The organism is Flavobacterium sp. (assembly GCF_025352425.1).
Classification (GTDB): Bacteria; Bacteroidota; Bacteroidia; order Flavobacteriales; family Flavobacteriaceae; genus Flavobacterium.
Map to the genome: position 1 here is coordinate 120,649 of NZ_JANXTI010000026.1, position 15,421 is coordinate 136,069.

The 15,421-nt window shown below is 37.0% G+C and carries 12 protein-coding genes and 1 pseudogene; 2 read left to right on the forward strand and 11 right to left on the reverse strand.

Translation table 11 applies throughout. From position 1 onward, the window contains the following. Positions 1–22: 22 nt before the first annotated feature. The 4 genes from Q0Q99_RS03475 to Q0Q99_RS03490 form a co-directional block, all read right to left on the reverse strand. Entirely contained in the window at positions 23–730 is a 708-nt protein-coding gene (locus Q0Q99_RS03475; protein ID WP_293891492.1) for a hypothetical protein, read from the reverse strand. Between the two features lie 359 nt (positions 731–1,089). Then, positions 1,090–1,749 carry a response regulator transcription factor gene (locus Q0Q99_RS03480; protein ID WP_293891495.1) on the reverse strand — a complete coding sequence of 220 codons (660 nt, stop codon included), beginning with the start codon at positions 1,747–1,749 and terminating at the stop codon, positions 1,090–1,092. A 29-nt stretch (positions 1,750–1,778) separates the two neighbouring features. Continuing rightward, positions 1,779–2,693: a LytTR family DNA-binding domain-containing protein gene (locus Q0Q99_RS03485; protein ID WP_293891498.1), complete on the reverse strand. Its 915-nt coding sequence runs from the start codon at positions 2,691–2,693 to the stop codon at positions 1,779–1,781. Between the two features lie 316 nt (positions 2,694–3,009). Then, a complete protein-coding gene (locus Q0Q99_RS03490) occupies positions 3,010–4,551 on the reverse strand; it encodes a glycine--tRNA ligase (RefSeq protein ID WP_293891501.1) in 1,542 nt (513 codons plus the stop codon). Positions 4,552–4,648: 97 nt separating this feature from the next. On the opposite strand from Q0Q99_RS03490, the gene Q0Q99_RS03495 reads away from it, so the two are divergent. Continuing rightward, the gene (locus Q0Q99_RS03495; RefSeq protein ID WP_293891504.1) at positions 4,649–5,332 is read left to right on the forward strand and encodes a ComF family protein; all 684 of its coding nucleotides are present in this window, start codon (positions 4,649–4,651) and stop codon (positions 5,330–5,332) included. A gap of 73 nt (positions 5,333–5,405) precedes the next feature. Beyond that, positions 5,406–7,004 carry an Ig-like domain-containing protein gene (locus Q0Q99_RS03500; RefSeq protein ID WP_293891507.1) on the forward strand — a complete coding sequence of 533 codons (1,599 nt, stop codon included), beginning with the start codon at positions 5,406–5,408 and terminating at the stop codon, positions 7,002–7,004. A 5-nt stretch (positions 7,005–7,009) separates the two neighbouring features. Here the strand turns inward: Q0Q99_RS03500 and Q0Q99_RS03505 are convergent, their stop codons facing one another. The 7 genes and pseudogenes from Q0Q99_RS03505 to Q0Q99_RS03535 all read right to left on the reverse strand — a co-directional run. Then, positions 7,010–7,780: an amidohydrolase gene (locus Q0Q99_RS03505; protein WP_293891510.1), complete on the reverse strand. Its 771-nt coding sequence runs from the start codon at positions 7,778–7,780 to the stop codon at positions 7,010–7,012. A 2-nt stretch (positions 7,781–7,782) separates the two neighbouring features. Further along, positions 7,783–10,626 carry a GH92 family glycosyl hydrolase gene (locus Q0Q99_RS03510; protein WP_293891513.1) on the reverse strand — a complete coding sequence of 948 codons (2,844 nt, stop codon included), beginning with the start codon at positions 10,624–10,626 and terminating at the stop codon, positions 7,783–7,785. A 229-nt stretch (positions 10,627–10,855) separates the two neighbouring features. Beyond that, positions 10,856–11,617 (reverse strand): succinate dehydrogenase/fumarate reductase iron-sulfur subunit, encoded by a 762-nt coding sequence (locus Q0Q99_RS03515; RefSeq protein ID WP_293891515.1) that lies wholly within the window; start codon positions 11,615–11,617, stop codon positions 10,856–10,858. A gap of 6 nt (positions 11,618–11,623) precedes the next feature. Further along, positions 11,624–13,633 (reverse strand): fumarate reductase/succinate dehydrogenase flavoprotein subunit, encoded by a 2,010-nt coding sequence (locus Q0Q99_RS03520; RefSeq protein WP_293891518.1) that lies wholly within the window; start codon positions 13,631–13,633, stop codon positions 11,624–11,626. Next, positions 13,634–14,302 carry a succinate dehydrogenase cytochrome b subunit gene (locus Q0Q99_RS03525; protein ID WP_293891521.1) on the reverse strand — a complete coding sequence of 223 codons (669 nt, stop codon included), beginning with the start codon at positions 14,300–14,302 and terminating at the stop codon, positions 13,634–13,636. 132 nt (positions 14,303–14,434) lie between these two features. Further along, positions 14,435–15,280: a hypothetical protein gene (locus Q0Q99_RS03530; protein WP_293891524.1), complete on the reverse strand. Its 846-nt coding sequence runs from the start codon at positions 15,278–15,280 to the stop codon at positions 14,435–14,437. A gap of 17 nt (positions 15,281–15,297) precedes the next feature. Beyond that, positions 15,298–15,421 (reverse strand): annotated as a pseudogene (locus tag Q0Q99_RS03535) (IS982 family transposase); the annotation flags it as partial.

Genomic DNA, 15,421 nt, shown 5'->3' on the forward strand with positions numbered 1-15,421 from the left:
TGAATTTCTTATTTTAAGAAAATTACTTACCTTGTTCTATTGCATCAATAGAACCACTTACAATGCCCGCTCCAATTACGGCGCCTGAATACGCTCCTAGACCAGGCTCCATTGCATTACCTATAAGACCGCCTGCAAGACCCCCTATTGCATCACCAAACCAATGCCAAAATCTACTTTGAGTATTAGTTAATGTTTGTTGATTTGTCCAATAAAAATTTGAATATCTTACTATAGAAGTTGTCGAGAGAATTAAACCTTTTTCATCATCTTTCAATTCAGAGTTGTTTACTTCATTCTCAAAACTAATTATAAAATTGTACAGTTCCTTAGAATCTAATTTTTCGCCATTATCAAAAAGATAAACAATAAGTTTTGTAAGTGTTTCTTTTGCACCTGAGCTAATTTTAGCATTATCTGTTATTGAAGCGAATTTGTTTGGATAATCTGCAATTCCTTTTTTAATATCTTCGTCCGTTAATTCGTAATATCCTACTCCTTTGAATTTGTCTAAATAGTTTTGATTTGATAAGGCAATTTCTTTGACTTTTTTAGATATTTCAGATATTGACATTTCACTTACTTTATTGTTTTTAATAAGTTGTGATAAAATTTCATTGTGCAATTTTCCAACATAATCAAATTCATTTTTAGAATTCGCAGCAGATTGCCCAAAAGACAAGTTTGATAATAAAACCGTGGCGATTAAGCCAAATAATAAATTTTTCATAAATTTGTATATAATTTTAATTATTGCAGTCCAGCTTTGTGTCGTCAAAACATTATAAAGGTTGGGCTGCTTTTTTTGGTTGGTTTATTCGTACTACTGTTTAATAACAAACCTCTAAAATAAACAGTGGATTTTCTGTTTGAATTCTCTACAAAAAATTAGAAACGCATTTTTTGTATCATGTCACCAATGTGGTGGTAAGCCACTTAAACTACCATTGATTAAGTTAAATTACTGTTATTCAATTTTGATACAGTAAAAGTAAATTATTGATTTTATCTTTTGGTACACTAAAAATGTACTTTTTCATAACGGTTATATAAAACATTTAGCTGCACATTGAAGTTTACACTTTGGTGCTAAATCAATCCTTGCTTTCTGGCCTCCCTAAGAATGTCTTCATCGTTTCCTTTATCAATTCCCAAAAGCTGCTTGAGAATAGATTTTCTTTTATCGATGGCACTTTTCGAAAGATGCAGCAAATCAGGAAGGCTTTTGGTTTTAACTCCCTGCGAAAGCAAAGAAAGAATCTGGCGGTTATAACTATCCATCACTTTATTCTTTTCTCCCCACGACTTTTGATGATTGATAACCGTTTCGCTAAAATAAGTGCCTCCTTTAACGACAACATCGAATGCTTCAATCAATTCTGGAGCCTGAAAATCGCTTTTTACTAAAACTCCTTCAAGTTTATACTCTTTTATGATATTAAATAAAACTATAGATTCGCTGTGCGAGGTTAGAATTACGATTTTCGCGTTGGGATGCTGTTTCCTTATAATAGGCACTAAATCCCCGCCGTTATTAATATTTTTTTCAGAATAAGGGGGTAAAGTCTGGTCTAAAAATACTATGTCAAAAGGTTGATTTGCCTGAAGAATGGCGTTGTAAGCGGCCTCACATGAGTGTGCGGCAGTAGTGTTTAATACGTAACCAAAGGGGTTGTACGCAAGAATAGATCTATACCCTTCAATAATCGGCGGATGATCATCAACCATTAAAACCTTGATTTCCATCATGTTTTTTTGGTGAAACTACGAATTTTCTTCTAAATCTCCAAATAATTTCCAGCCGCTATTCTGCTGATAATTAAATCTACATTCTCTTTATAGGATTTCGAGAACGGCAGTTTGGTAGTTGAGTTCTTGATATAGCAAACAGTGTTTCCTGTGTGGATTCGTGATACCTGGTTTACATTGATAATATAACTGTTGTGGATGCGAAGAAATTGTGTTTGCGGCAAGACGGTTTCAAAATGTTTTAATGTTTTAAAAGCCGTAATCATTTCGCCATTGTTTAAATGAATATCGGTAGAGTTATTATCGGCTTCAAAATAGAGCACATCATCTGAATCAATATACCGATAATCCCCGTAGGATTTGACACAAATTACCAACGACTGCTGTTGCGGCATTACAACTGATCCCATAGGCGCGGTTGGATTTTCAGGTGCCGGAATAATTGTTACCTCCGTATCGTTTTCAGCTGTATCAATTTCCTCTGTTTCCAAATCTTCGGTAAGCGTTTCGTCTAACACTTCAAACGTCGCCGCGGGATTTTTTTCTTCTGAATAAGGAACATCCGATTTTATGGTGCGGTCAAATTTTAAGATTGCCTTCCTAAAATCATTTATATTCAACGGTTTTAACAAATAATCTATCACTTCATACTGCAATGCTTCATAAGCCAGCTCTTTCGAGGTAGTGGTGATAATGATTTTGGGAACAACACTTAAATAACGATACAATTCATTAATCAGCGCTAAAGAGAGATTACTTTTTTTATCGGTTGGATCAATTTCAAGAAAAACCAGTCGGGGCTGGTGTTCCAAAATAAGGTTCACCCCATCATCATAGGTATTGGCGGAAGCGACAAAGGTAAGGTTCCTAAAACGCTCGGCAATTGCCTGAGTTTTTAAGACACTTCCTTTATCATCGTCTATAATGATGTATGTTTGACTCATTAATGCTTTTCCGGTTTTTGATATTGGGAAAGCATTAGATTCGGTAAAATAACGGGTAGTTTTGGGGAAACTAGTTGTTATCGTTAAAGATTATAATAAAAATTTAACTACAAAAATAAATCCGATTAAACGTATGTATTTTCGTTATAACGAAAGTAAATTTTTGACTTACAAACGCAACTAATTGTTAACATTAAGCGTTATCTTGTTAATATGTCATTTTTTATTCGGAACAATGCTTACAAAACAAAAATCCCAAAGGTTTTTAGCATTTGGGATTAGGTTCTTCGCTTTCACTCAGAGTGACATTTGTATGTTACATTTTCATAAGCCATTTCCTAACGGAAACCTCAGCATTTATAAGTCCACGTAGTTCAGAAATTTTAACTCTGTCCTGCTTCATTGAATCCCTGTGACGGATGGTTACTGTCTCGTCTTCCAGCGTTTGATGATCTACTGTTATGCAAAACGGCGTTCCTAATGCATCCTGTCTTCTGTATCGTCTTCCAACGGCATCTTTTTCGTCATAGGCTACATTGAAATCCCATTTTAAGTCTTCGACGATTTTTTGCGCAACTTCCGGTAAACCATCTTTTTTTACTAATGGTAACACGGCTGCTTTTGTTGGCGCTAATACGGAAGGCAAACGCAAAACAGTACGGGTTGATCCATCTTCCAATGTCTCTTCGTGTAATGAAGTGGCAAAAACGGCGAGGAACATCCTGTCCAATCCCACAGAGGTTTCCACTACATAAGGAACGTAATTCGAATTAGTTTCTGTATCAAAATATTGTAATTTTTTACCCGAATATTGTTCGTGAGCTTTCAAATCGAAGTCGGTTCTTGAGTGAATTCCTTCCAATTCTTTGAAACCAAAAGGGAAATTGAATTCAATATCCGCAGCTGCATTCGCGTAATGTGCTAATTTTTCGTGGTCGTGGAAACGATAATTCTGCCTTCCTAAACCAAGCGATAAGTGCCAGTTCAATCGAGTTTCTTTCCAGTATTCGTACCATTTCATTTCTTCGCCTGGTTTTACAAAAAACTGCATTTCCATTTGTTCAAATTCCCTCATACGGAAAATAAACTGACGTGCTACAATCTCATTCCTAAAGGCTTTCCCAGTTTGTGCAATTCCGAAAGGAATCTTCATCCTTCCTGTTTTCTGAACATTTAAGAAGTTTACAAAAATACCTTGTGCCGTTTCAGGCCGCAGGTATAAGTCCATAGCATTTTCAGCAGAAGCACCAAGTTTGGTACCGAACATCAGGTTGAATTGGCGTACTTCTGTCCAGTTTCTTGAACCCGTTTCCGGATCAGCAATTTCCAGTTCTTCGATAAGGTTTTTTACGTCTTCCAAATCCCCGGAACCTAGTGAACGCCCCATTCTTTCAAGAATTTCTCTTTCTTTCGAAAGATATTCCATTACGCGTGGGTTGGTTGTTTTGTATTGCTCTTCGTCAAAAGAATCGCCAAAACGCTCGCGGGCTTTTTCGATTTCTTTTTTTGCTTTCAGATTTAATTTTTCGGCATAATCCTCAATCAACACATCGGCACGGTATCTTTTTTTAGAATCTTTATTGTCAATCAATGGGTCGTTAAACGCATCAACATGACCGGAAGCTTTCCATGTGGTTGGATGCATCAGGATTGCGGCATCAAGACCCACAATATTGTCATGCATCTGCACCATGGCTTTCCACCAATATTCTCTAATATTCTTTTTTAATTCTACTCCGTTTTGAGCATAATCATAGACTGCGCTCAAACCATCGTAAATTTCGCTTGACGGAAAAATAAATCCGTACTCTTTTGCATGCGAAACTACGTTCTTAAATAAATCTTCTTGTTTTGCCATAATGCTGCAAAAATATAAAAAGCGATTATAAAAAAAGCAGTAAAAATCAATTAGAATAAAATTTTTTTATACTTTTATGTAAGAAAATTATCTTTTTATGTGGAATGATCTTTTAAATTTATTTTTTCCAAAGTCTTGTGCGGGTTGTCATTCATTTTTATTAAGTGACGAAAAAGTCATTTGTACCCAATGCCGACACGAAGTTCCACTGACGAATCATCACAAAATTGAAGACAATGAAATCTTCCAGAAATTTTATGGAAGGATTCCATTGGAGTATGGTTCGGCTTTATTTTATTTCCACAAAAAAGGAATTGTTCAGGAAATGATTCACAAATTAAAATATAAAGGTCACGAAGAAATAAGTGAAACTATTGGCAATTGGTATGGAGAAGAGTTGAAAGATTTGGATCAACTTAAAGGAATCGACTATATTATTCCTGTTCCGTTACACAAAAAACGACTTCGGGAACGTGGTTATAATCAAGTGGAAGGTTTTGGTAAAGCCTTGTCGTCAAACTTAGCTATACCTTATGACGACCAGCTTTTATATCGAAAATTGTACACTAAAACCCAAACCAAAAAAGATCTTTTGGGCAGAGCTGATGTAATCGCAACCGTTTTTGATGTTTCTTTTTCAGATAATCATGTCGGCAAACATTTTCTTCTCATTGATGATGTGATTACGACTGGATCAACGCTCGAAGCTTGCAGCCGCGCCATTTTGAAAATCCCAAATACTAAGATTAGCATTATTTGCATGGCAATGTCTCACAGCTAAATGTTAAGTTTCCCAAAAAACATTTCATTCACACTAATTATAATTGTTATTTTGTGCTTTGAAAAACAGCGGTATGCCAAAATCTATTTTTAAGTTAATTTGTTTGCTTTTTATAGTCGTGATGGCAAGTTGCGCTAAGCGTGGCAATATAACTGGCGGCACTAAAGACACCATTGCTCCTGTTTTGAAAGCAAGTTTCCCTAAAAATTTCTCAACTAATTTTAATGGTAAGGAAATCAAATTGGTTTTTGATGAGTATGTCAAGCTGAAAAACATAAACAAGCAGTTGATTATTTCGCCACCAATGAAAAATCAGCCGGAGATTTTACCGCAGAACGCCAGCAAAACTTTGACCATTAAGCTTCGGGACACGCTACAGCCTAATACAACTTATAGCTTGAATTTCGGACAAAGCATTGAAGACAATAACGAAGGGAATCCGTATCCTCAATTCAAATATGTTTTTTCCACCGGCACTTACATTGATTCGTTGAAAATAAACGTCAAAGTGAAAGATGCTTTAGAAAAAAAAACAGATAATTTCGTTTCGGTGATGTTGTACGAAATCAATGAAAAGTTCAATGATTCCACAATATATAAAGAATCCCCGAGGTACATAACCAATACATTAGACAGTCTGGAAGGGGTTACAATTGAAAACATCAAAGCCGGAAAATATCTTTTGCTAGCGTTAAAAGACAATGGAAATAATAAGTTTAATCCAAAATCAGATAAAATTGGTTTTCAAAAACAATACATTACCATTCCTAACGACACTATTTTTGAACTAGAATTATTCAAGGAAAAACTCCCTTTTAAAGCGATTAAACCAACACAGGCATCAGGGAATAAATTAGTAATGGCTTACGAAGGCAACCCAAAAAACATGAAAATTTCCGTGAAAAATGGTTCGGAGATTGTTCCAACGATAGTTACTCAGTTTCAGAAAAAAGATTCGGTTCAGCTTTGGTTTAAACCCATAAAAGCTGATTCTTTGCAGGTTGTTGTAGAGAAAGATAACTTCAAAAAAGAATTTTTGGTAAAGATGAAAAAGCAAAAAGCGGACACGCTAACCGTAAGTCCGTACTATTATGGAACGCTTCCTTTACGAGAGCGATTTTCTTTAAATAGCTCTGTTCCCTTAGTGAAATTTGACAAATCAAAAATCTCTATTTTCAATAAGGATTCTATTGCCGTTCCTTTTGAAACGGAATATGATGACTTTCAGCAAAAGCTGTATTTCAATTTCAACAAAGAACCTTTAGAAAAATATAAAATTCAATTAATGCCGGGCGCTTTGACAGATTTTTTAGAAAAATCAAACGATACATTAACCTATAGAATAGCGACAAAAAACACATCCGATTATGGTAATTTAAAAGTGATTTTAGAAAAGGCAAAACGATTTCCAATCATTGTTGAACTTACAGATAAAGACGGTAAAGTAAAGGCAACAGCTTACACAGAAAGCAATCCCGTTGTGGAGTTTTTGGGACTTGAACCCGACAAATACACGTTGCGCATTATTTATGATGACAATAAAAATAAAGTTTGGGACGCCGGAAGTTTTATGGAAAGGCGCCAATCAGAAGAAGTCATTTATTTTCAAAAAGAGCTGGATGTCCGTGCCAATTGGGATGTAGAACAGCCTTTTGATATAGGTACGAAGTAAGAAAGTTATTTACTGCGAATTTCAAAATCATCCCTATCGTTCAAAAAAGCCAACTTCTCACGGGTTTCCATAAGTTTAGCTTTATCTAATTCCACAATAAAAACAGCATCTGCTTCCTGAGGATCCAAAACATAATTCCCGAGAAAATCAACAACCTGCGAATGTCCAACATACTCGTGATTATTATTATCGGTTCCAATTCTGTTCACGCCAATGGTGTAGCACATATTTTCCACGGCTCTTGCTTTCAGTAAAATATCCCATGCATTAATACGTGGTTTAGGCCAATTGGCAACGTAAATCAGTACATCATAATTTTCAGCATTTCGGGAAAAAACAGGGAAACGCAAATCATAGCAAACCAGTGGACAGATTTTAAAACCTTTGTAATTTACAATTAATTTATCCACGCCCGCGGTATAGAACTGATGTTCGCCAGACAGTGTAAACAAATGTCGTTTATCATAGGTTTCGATGTCACCATTTGGAAAAACAAAAACCAACCGATTGTAGTAATTACCATTTTCTTCAATGACCAAACTTCCAGTTATTGCACAGTTTTTGGCTTTCGCCAAATGTTGAAGCCAGGAAACCGTTTCTCCTTCCATCGTTTCAGCTACCTCTTTTGGATTCATCGAAAATCCGGAAGAAAACATTTCGGGTAGCACAATCAAGTCAACATCTTCCATAAAGCCAGTAATTTTTTGGACCAAATGGCTTCGGTTTTCAATTGGGTTTTCCCAAGCTAAAGATGTTTGTATAAGTGCAATTTTCATAACTATTTAATTGTGATCTCGTCAATAAAAATAAAAGCATCGCCTCCAAAACCTTGATGCCATTCTGGCAATTTTCCTAAGTTATAAGCTTTTATTTTTATGTATTTGCCTTTCATTTCTTTATTTAAATTGAAACTTTTGATTTTATTCTCGGTTTCTTTTGCATCTATATCATTGCTAATTGTTCCGGCTAACGTAAAGGTAGTGTTATCTGTCGAAACATAATATTCAACTTTGGTTGGCATTAAAATCCAAGAGCGTGAATCCTGCAAGAAAGTTGCCGCAATGGAATGAATTGGAAGTTCTTTCTGTAAATCAATAACCGCTTCAAAATCCTGGCTTTGATAACCCTGCCAATCGCCTTTGCGCCAATTTTCTGTGCCGTAAATCCCATCAATCAGACCATTTGGTCCGCCGGCATGATACTGCGGATTGTATGTTGATTTGAGGTCGATAGTGTAATTGTTTGGTTTCTTGATAAATGTGGCAGAGACTGTATTGCTTTGACTTTCGTTGTTTTTAATATAAGTTGAAATGGTTGAAGTTTCTTCAATTTCAATTGGTTTTGAATAAGGAACAAATATTTTTTTAGACAGATAATTGTCTTTATCACTTATTAAAAAATAGATTGTATCTTTAGGGTTTTGAGATACTATTTCAACCGTCAATTTGTCTTTAAAAGATTTACTTTCGGCATAAATTACAGGAACAGAAATGATATTTGAGTACGAAGGTTTAGTTATCATTAATTCATGCATTGTTTTATAAACTCCTATTCTTTTTCTAGAATTTGGGTTACTTATATTTACATAATCATTATTATCACCAATTTTTATTTTAATGTTTTTATATAGTGGTTCGGTTTCAATCCATTCAGGCTTTCCAGGAGTCACATCATAAATTCCCATCGAACTCAGGACATACCAAGCGCTCATCTGACCACAGTCTTCATTCCCAATCAAACCTTCGGGGGTGTTTTTATAGAAATTGTCCAAAATGAAATGCACTTTCTCAGTAGTTTTTTCAGGCTTGCCAACGTAATTGTATAGATACGCTATATGGTGACTTGGTTCGTTGCCGTGAGCGTATTGCCCAATCAATCCCGTTACATCTGCTTGTTCTCGGCCTGTAGTTTTGCTTTCGCTGTTAAACATTTCATCCAGTTTGGCTTCAAATTTGGCTGCTCCGCCATACGCTTCAATCATTCCCGGAATATCCTGGGGCACAAAAAAGGAATATTGCCATGAATTTCCTTCGGTAAAATTATTATTGATTTCCTTTGGATCAAAAGGCTTGTCCCAGCCTCCGTTTTTCTTTTGACGCATAAAACCGGTATTCCAATCGAAGACATTTTTCCAGCTTTGCGAACGTTTCATGAAATAATTGTAATCTTCTTTTTTGTTTAAAATCATTGCCATCTGTGCAATACACCAGTCATCATAAGCATATTCCAGGGTTTTGGAAACACTTTCATGCTCGTCATCCATTGAGATGAATCCTTGTCTTTTATAAGCATCCAATCCTAAATGGTCAAGCATTGCGCTATGTTTTGCGGCTTCAAATGCCTTTTCATAATCAAAACCCGTAATGCCTTTTGCCATTGCATCAGCCATGACTGAAACCGAATGGTAGCCAATCATACAATCTGTTTCATTGGAAGCCAATTCCCAAACAGGCAATCTTCCGCCTTGTTCGTATTGTTTCAAAAATGTATTGATGAAATCGGCAGTTCGTTTCTTTTCAATCAAAGTATATAATGGATGTGCTGCCCTAAACGTGTCCCAAAGGGAGAAAACGGAGTAGTAATCAAATCCTTCTGCTTTATGGATTTTGTTATCCCTGCCGCGGTATTTTCCGTCGATGTCCTGAGCAATATTTGGCTGAATCATCGTGTGGTATAATGCAGTGTAAAAAATGGTTAGTTTAGCTTCGCTCAGTTCGCCTTTGGCTTGGGTGTCCTTATTGCTTTCTGTAATATCGATTTTAGCTAATTGTTTGTCCCAAAGTTGCCTGGCTTCCTTTTTAACTCTTTCAAAATCCCAATCTTTTATTTCAGACATATTGACTTTTGCTCCTTCATAACTCGTTGGAGAAAGTGCAACTTTTACCAAAATTTGTTCTCCTTTTTTAACAGATTTTGAAAAGCTGAGTGCTAATTGGGTTCCTGCAAAAAAGGCATCTGTTGTTTTGGCTGGAGCAAATCCGTTATTTCTAACGTTGTTGATTTTCATCGGAACATTGAATTCTATTCGGGCATAAACGTATTGGTCTTTCGCCCAGGCTTCGCTTCTACGAAGTATCTCGATAGTTTTAGAGTCGATAATCTTGACATCACCATATAATAATTTATCTCTGTGATTTAAATCGAGGATAATATTGGCTTGACCGCTTTTGTTGAAGGTGTATTCGTGAAATCCAATTCGGGTGGAAGCTGTCAGTCTAACATCGATATTGTCTTTATCAAGTTTCACGGAATAGAATCCAGCACTTGCTTTTTCATTGGCATGAGAAAAAGTAGCGCTGTATTCCTTTGGATTTAATGTTGGTTCGCCCATAGTGGGCATTAGCATAATATCGCCAAAATCGGTACAGCCTGTTCCGTTTAAGTGTGTATGCGAAAATCCATAAATTGTATTGTCATCGTAATGATAACCTGAACAGCCGTCCCAACTTCCGTCAATTCGCGTATCGGGTGAAAGTTGGACCATTCCAAATGGTGTAGTTGCACCCGGATAGGTGTGACCGTGACCGCCGGTTCCAATCATTGGGTTAACATATTGATGATAATTTTGGCTAAAAGCTAAAGCTGATAAGAATAGAAATAATACCGAAAGTAGTTTTTTCATTGAATTATTGTTGTTTTATTCCGCTACGCTCCATACAGTTCGCCTCATGGCTCGTGTCCAAATATACAAATTTTGAAGCTCACAAAGAATGTCCGCGTGAGCGATAGAGCCAGGCACCGTGTGCAGGCGATAGCGCGACCCGAAGGGGCACGCCATAAAAAAACGCACCCAAATTGGACGCGTTTACGTTTATATAGATGAGATTGCTTCGTGCATCGCAATGACTCATTTACTTCATGCTTGCTTTTAAATATTCCCTGTTCATGCGGGCGATGTTTTCCAATGAAATTCCTTTTGGACATTCTACTTCGCAGGCGCCTGTATTCGTACAGTTTCCGAATCCTTCCTCGTCCATTTGGCGCACCATATTTAAGACACGTTGTGTTGCTTCAACTTTTCCTTGTGGCAATAAAGCGTATTGAGAAACTTTGGCGCCAACAAATAACATTGCCGAACCGTTTTTACAAGTTGCCACACAAGCTCCACATCCGATACACGCAGCAGCTTCAAAAGACTTGTCGGCATCGTGTTTTGGCACCGGAGTGGAATTTGCATCGATAGTTCTGCCCGATGTATTTACCGAAACGAAACCACCAGCTTGCTGAATTCTGTCAAATGAACTTCTATCAACCACTAAATCTTTTACAACGGGAAACGCTTTGCTTCTGAATGGCTCGATAAAAATTGTGTCACCATCCTTGAATTTACGCATGTGTAATTGACAAGTTGTGGTTCCTGTTTCAGGTCCATGTGGCCTTCCGTTGATGTATAACGAACAGGATCCACAGATTCCTTCACGGCAATCATGGTCAAATGCTACCGGAGATTTTCTATCGTTGATTAATTCCTCGTTCAGTTGGTCTAACATTTCCAAAAACGAACTTGCAGTTGAAACATTATCTAATTTATAAGTTTCCATGCTTCCTTTGGATTTTGCATCTTGCTGACGCCAAATTTTAAGGTTTAAATTGATATTTTTTGCCGTTGACATAATCTGTTATTTATAATTTCTAGCTGCAATTTTGATAAACTCGTATTTCAATTCTTCCTTATTCAAGATTTCTTTGCTGATATCGTATCCCATATATTCCCAGGCACTAACGAATGAAAAGTTTTCGTCATCACGAAGCGTTTCCCCTTCTGAGTCCTGATATTCTTCGCGGAAGTGACCGCCGCAGGATTCATTTCTTTGAAGCGCATCCATTGCCATTAATTGGCCTAAATCAATGAAGTCGGCAACTCGTAATGCTTTTTCCAGTTCGGGATTTAATTCAGTTGAACTGCCCGGAACGTAAACATCTTTGTAGAATTCTTCTTTTAGGGAGGCGATTTCGGAAATGGCTTCTGTTAAGCCTTTTTCATTTCTTCCCATTCCAACTTTATTCCACATAATCAGACCAAGTCTTTTGTGAAAGTGGTCAACCGTTTTGGAACCGTTGTTGCTCAGGAATTTATTAATTGTTTCTTTTACGCTGTTTTCTGCTTCAGCGAATTCGGGTGTATCGGTTGAAATTTTTCCGGTTCTGATTTCGTCTGCTAAATAATTTGAAACCGTGTAAGGTAATACGAAATAACCATCAGCCAAACCTTGCATTAATGCTGAAGCTCCTAATCTGTTGGCACCATGATCCGAGAAATTAGCTTCACCGGCAACGAAACAACCGGGAATTGTTGACTGCAAATTATAATCAACCCAAACGCCACCCATAGTATAGTGAACGGCAGGATAAATCTTCATCGGCGTTTCATATGGATTCTCGTCGGTGATTTTTTCATACATCGCGAATAGGTTACCATATTTTTCTTCAAGCCATTGCTTTCCTAATTTGGTAACTTCTTCGGGAGTTGGATTGTGATTTCCTTTTGCGTAGGCTGTTTGTTTTCCTTTAGTTTGGATTTCGGTAGAGAAATCTAAATAAACACCTTCGTTTGTGTCATTCGCTTCAATTCCGAAACCTTCGTCGCAACGCTCTTTTGCAGCTCTTGAAGCTACGTCACGCGGCACTAAGTTTCCGAAAGCAGGATATCTTCTTTCAAGGAAATAATCCCTGTTATCTTCAGAAATTTGTGTTGGTTTTAATTGCCCTGCACGAATTGCTTCTGCATCTTCTTTCTTTTTTGGCACCCAGATTCTACCTGAATTACGCAATGATTCCGACATCAAAGTCAGTTTCGATTGGTTAACTCCGTGAACGGGAATACAGGTTGGGTGAATCTGAACAAAGCAAGGATTTGCAAACAAGGCGCCTCTTTTGTGGATTTTCCAGCCGGCCGTTACGTTACTTCCCATTGCATTTGTAGAAAGAAAATACACATTTCCATAACCGCCTGAAGCAATAACAACAGCGTGTGCGGAATGTCTTTCTAATTCTCCGGTAACTAAATTACGGGCAATAATTCCTCTTGCTTTTCTATCAACTTTCACTAAATCTAACATCTCGTGACGGTTGTACATTTTTACACGACCTAAACCAATTTGTCTCGATAAAGCCGAATAAGCTCCAAGTAATAATTGTTGTCCCGTTTGACCCGCTGCATAAAACGTACGCTGTAATTGGGTTCCTCCAAAAGAACGATTGTCTAACATTCCGCCATAATCGCGTGCAAAAGGAACGCCCTGAGCCACACATTGATCAATAATATTAGATGACACTTCAGCCAAACGGTGAACGTTCGCTTCACGTGCCCTGTAATCGCCACCTTTTATGGTATCGTAAAATAATCTATAAGTACTGTCACCATCATTTTGGTAATTCTTAGCTGCGTTAATTCCACCCTGAGCTGCGATTGAGTGTGCTCTTCTAGGTGAATCCTGGAAACAGAATGCTTTAACATTATATCCCATTTCTCCTAATGATGCAGCGGCAGAAGCTCCGGCTAAACCAGTTCCCACAACGATAACATCAATTTTCGGACGGTTATTTGGCGCAACTAATTTTAAATGATCTTTATAATCTGTCCATTTATCCGAGATTGGACCTTCTGGTATTTTTGAATCTAGTGTCATTTATAATTGATTAAAATGGTGAAACAATGCAATGAAAATGAATCCGAAAGGAACAACTATTGCAAACACATATCCTAGTTTGTGGAGGGCTTTTGAGAATTTATTATTAAATCCAACAGACTGCATTGATGAGTTGAAACCATGCCATAAGTGTAAAAACAATAATACAAAAGCTAAACAATACAATCCTGTACGAACCGGGCTTTCAAATTTATGCACCAATTCGCCATAATATCTTGTAGGATCCTGTGGGTTTGCTTCAACATATTTATACGCGATTTCTGGAAACCAGAAATCATAAAAATGCAATCCCAAAAATGCCAATACAACTAATCCAGAAATAATCATATTTCTTGATGCCCAAGAAGAATTAGCAGAACCGTTATTTCTCGCATAGCCAATGGGTCTTGCGACATTATTTCTATACTCTAACACAAATCCCATAAGAAAGTGAAAGACAACCCCAAAAGCTAAAATGGGCTGCATCACATACTGGATTACAGGATTATAACCCATAAAATCAGAACATTCATTAAATACGCTTTCGCTGAATACAGAAGTTAAATTGATAGAGACATGAAGGGCTAAAAATGAAATTAAGAAAAGCCCGGAAAGTGCCATAGCAACTTTTTTTGCGATGGACGAGCCCAAAACGGAAGATCTTGCCATAATTGTGTAGAGTTTTTAAAAAACAACACAAAAATACTGCTATTTGATATTAACTACAACCTTTTCGTCATAATTTATAATCAATTTAAAGTGAGCGCCACAGTAATTTATTTTTCTTTAATTAGGCTAACTTTATTTCACGTAAGTCGGAACCAAACCACGCAATCCCATATCAACAACATTCTCGTTGGCACTTGGTTCATATTTCCCGTCAGCATTCACTTCGTGCCATTCAAAACTGTTGTTGATTGACAACGATAGCGTTATCACTACATCCTTAGTTTCGGTGCCATCAATTACTAAATCGGTTGGAAATCTCCCTGTAACCACGCAGGAACCTGCAGGAATTGGAGATGTTGCATTAAGCGGATTTGGAACAGTGGTCGCGCCGGGAGCGGCTTGACCCCAAGTAGAATAATTAACATCATTTAAGCCAAATGCCCAATAACCTTGGGCTTTATTTGCATTTACCGGAAAAGAATAATCTGCAATATTGAAGGTAGAAATATAAGTATTAAATCCAACAAAGCTGGCCAAGGTGCCTTCATAATCGGTTCCGCTACTGGCTTTGACAGAAATCTGGTAATTTTGGTAGGACAAAGAAACACGCATCCATTGATATGTTCCTGCCAAAACATCCTTCAGTGGGATTTTTAGAAATGTTTCTCCCTGAGAAACAATTTTAGACTGATTAAAATCGATTGCATTAGCACCGCCGGCAGTCGTTTCGGGAGCATGATACAAAATTGTTCCTTGTCCAAGTTGCGTGTTGGCATTTGGCGCCATTTCTAAATAATGTGAAGAAATCAAATTAAAAATCGGCGTTTGTGCAGAATTTCCGGGAGCTACAGTTGAAGGTTGCCCTAAATTATTCAATCTTGCTTGATTTGGGTCAAATTGAAATTTGACAATCAACATTGGCTCACTGGTGGTTTCGCTACTACAGGAATACAAGGAAACCATTGTAATAACTAACAATAACCCGTTGGGTGTAATTAAATAATTTGATTTTTAATATTGTTTATTGGTCTATCAAATATGAATTTATTGATATATTGAACCAAAGTTAATGCTGTTATTTTAGCTAAAATTCTTGTTTTAAATCCTTCAAAAGATTTT

Coding starts and splice junctions, on each gene's coding strand:
- Q0Q99_RS03480 (WP_293891495.1), bottom strand. CDS start 1,749: ATGATGGAAATCAAGGTTTTAATGGTTGATGATCATCCGCCGATTATT.
- Q0Q99_RS03485 (WP_293891498.1), bottom strand. CDS start 2,693: ATGAGTCAAACATACATCATTATAGACGATGATAAAGGAAGTGTCTTA.
- Q0Q99_RS03500 (WP_293891507.1), top strand. CDS start 5,406: ATGCCAAAATCTATTTTTAAGTTAATTTGTTTGCTTTTTATAGTCGTG.
- Q0Q99_RS03490 (WP_293891501.1), bottom strand. CDS start 4,551: ATGGCAAAACAAGAAGATTTATTTAAGAACGTAGTTTCGCATGCAAAA.
- Q0Q99_RS03510 (WP_293891513.1), bottom strand. CDS start 10,626: ATGAAAAAACTACTTTCGGTATTATTTCTATTCTTATCAGCTTTAGCT.
- Q0Q99_RS03525 (WP_293891521.1), bottom strand. CDS start 14,302: ATGGCAAGATCTTCCGTTTTGGGCTCGTCCATCGCAAAAAAAGTTGCT.
- Q0Q99_RS03495 (WP_293891504.1), top strand. CDS start 4,649: ATGTGGAATGATCTTTTAAATTTATTTTTTCCAAAGTCTTGTGCGGGT.
- Q0Q99_RS03515 (WP_293891515.1), bottom strand. CDS start 11,617: ATGTCAACGGCAAAAAATATCAATTTAAACCTTAAAATTTGGCGTCAG.
- Q0Q99_RS03505 (WP_293891510.1), bottom strand. CDS start 7,780: ATGAAAATTGCACTTATACAAACATCTTTAGCTTGGGAAAACCCAATT.
- Q0Q99_RS03520 (WP_293891518.1), bottom strand. CDS start 13,633: ATGACACTAGATTCAAAAATACCAGAAGGTCCAATCTCGGATAAATGG.
- Q0Q99_RS03475 (WP_293891492.1), bottom strand. CDS start 730: ATGAAAAATTTATTATTTGGCTTAATCGCCACGGTTTTATTATCAAAC.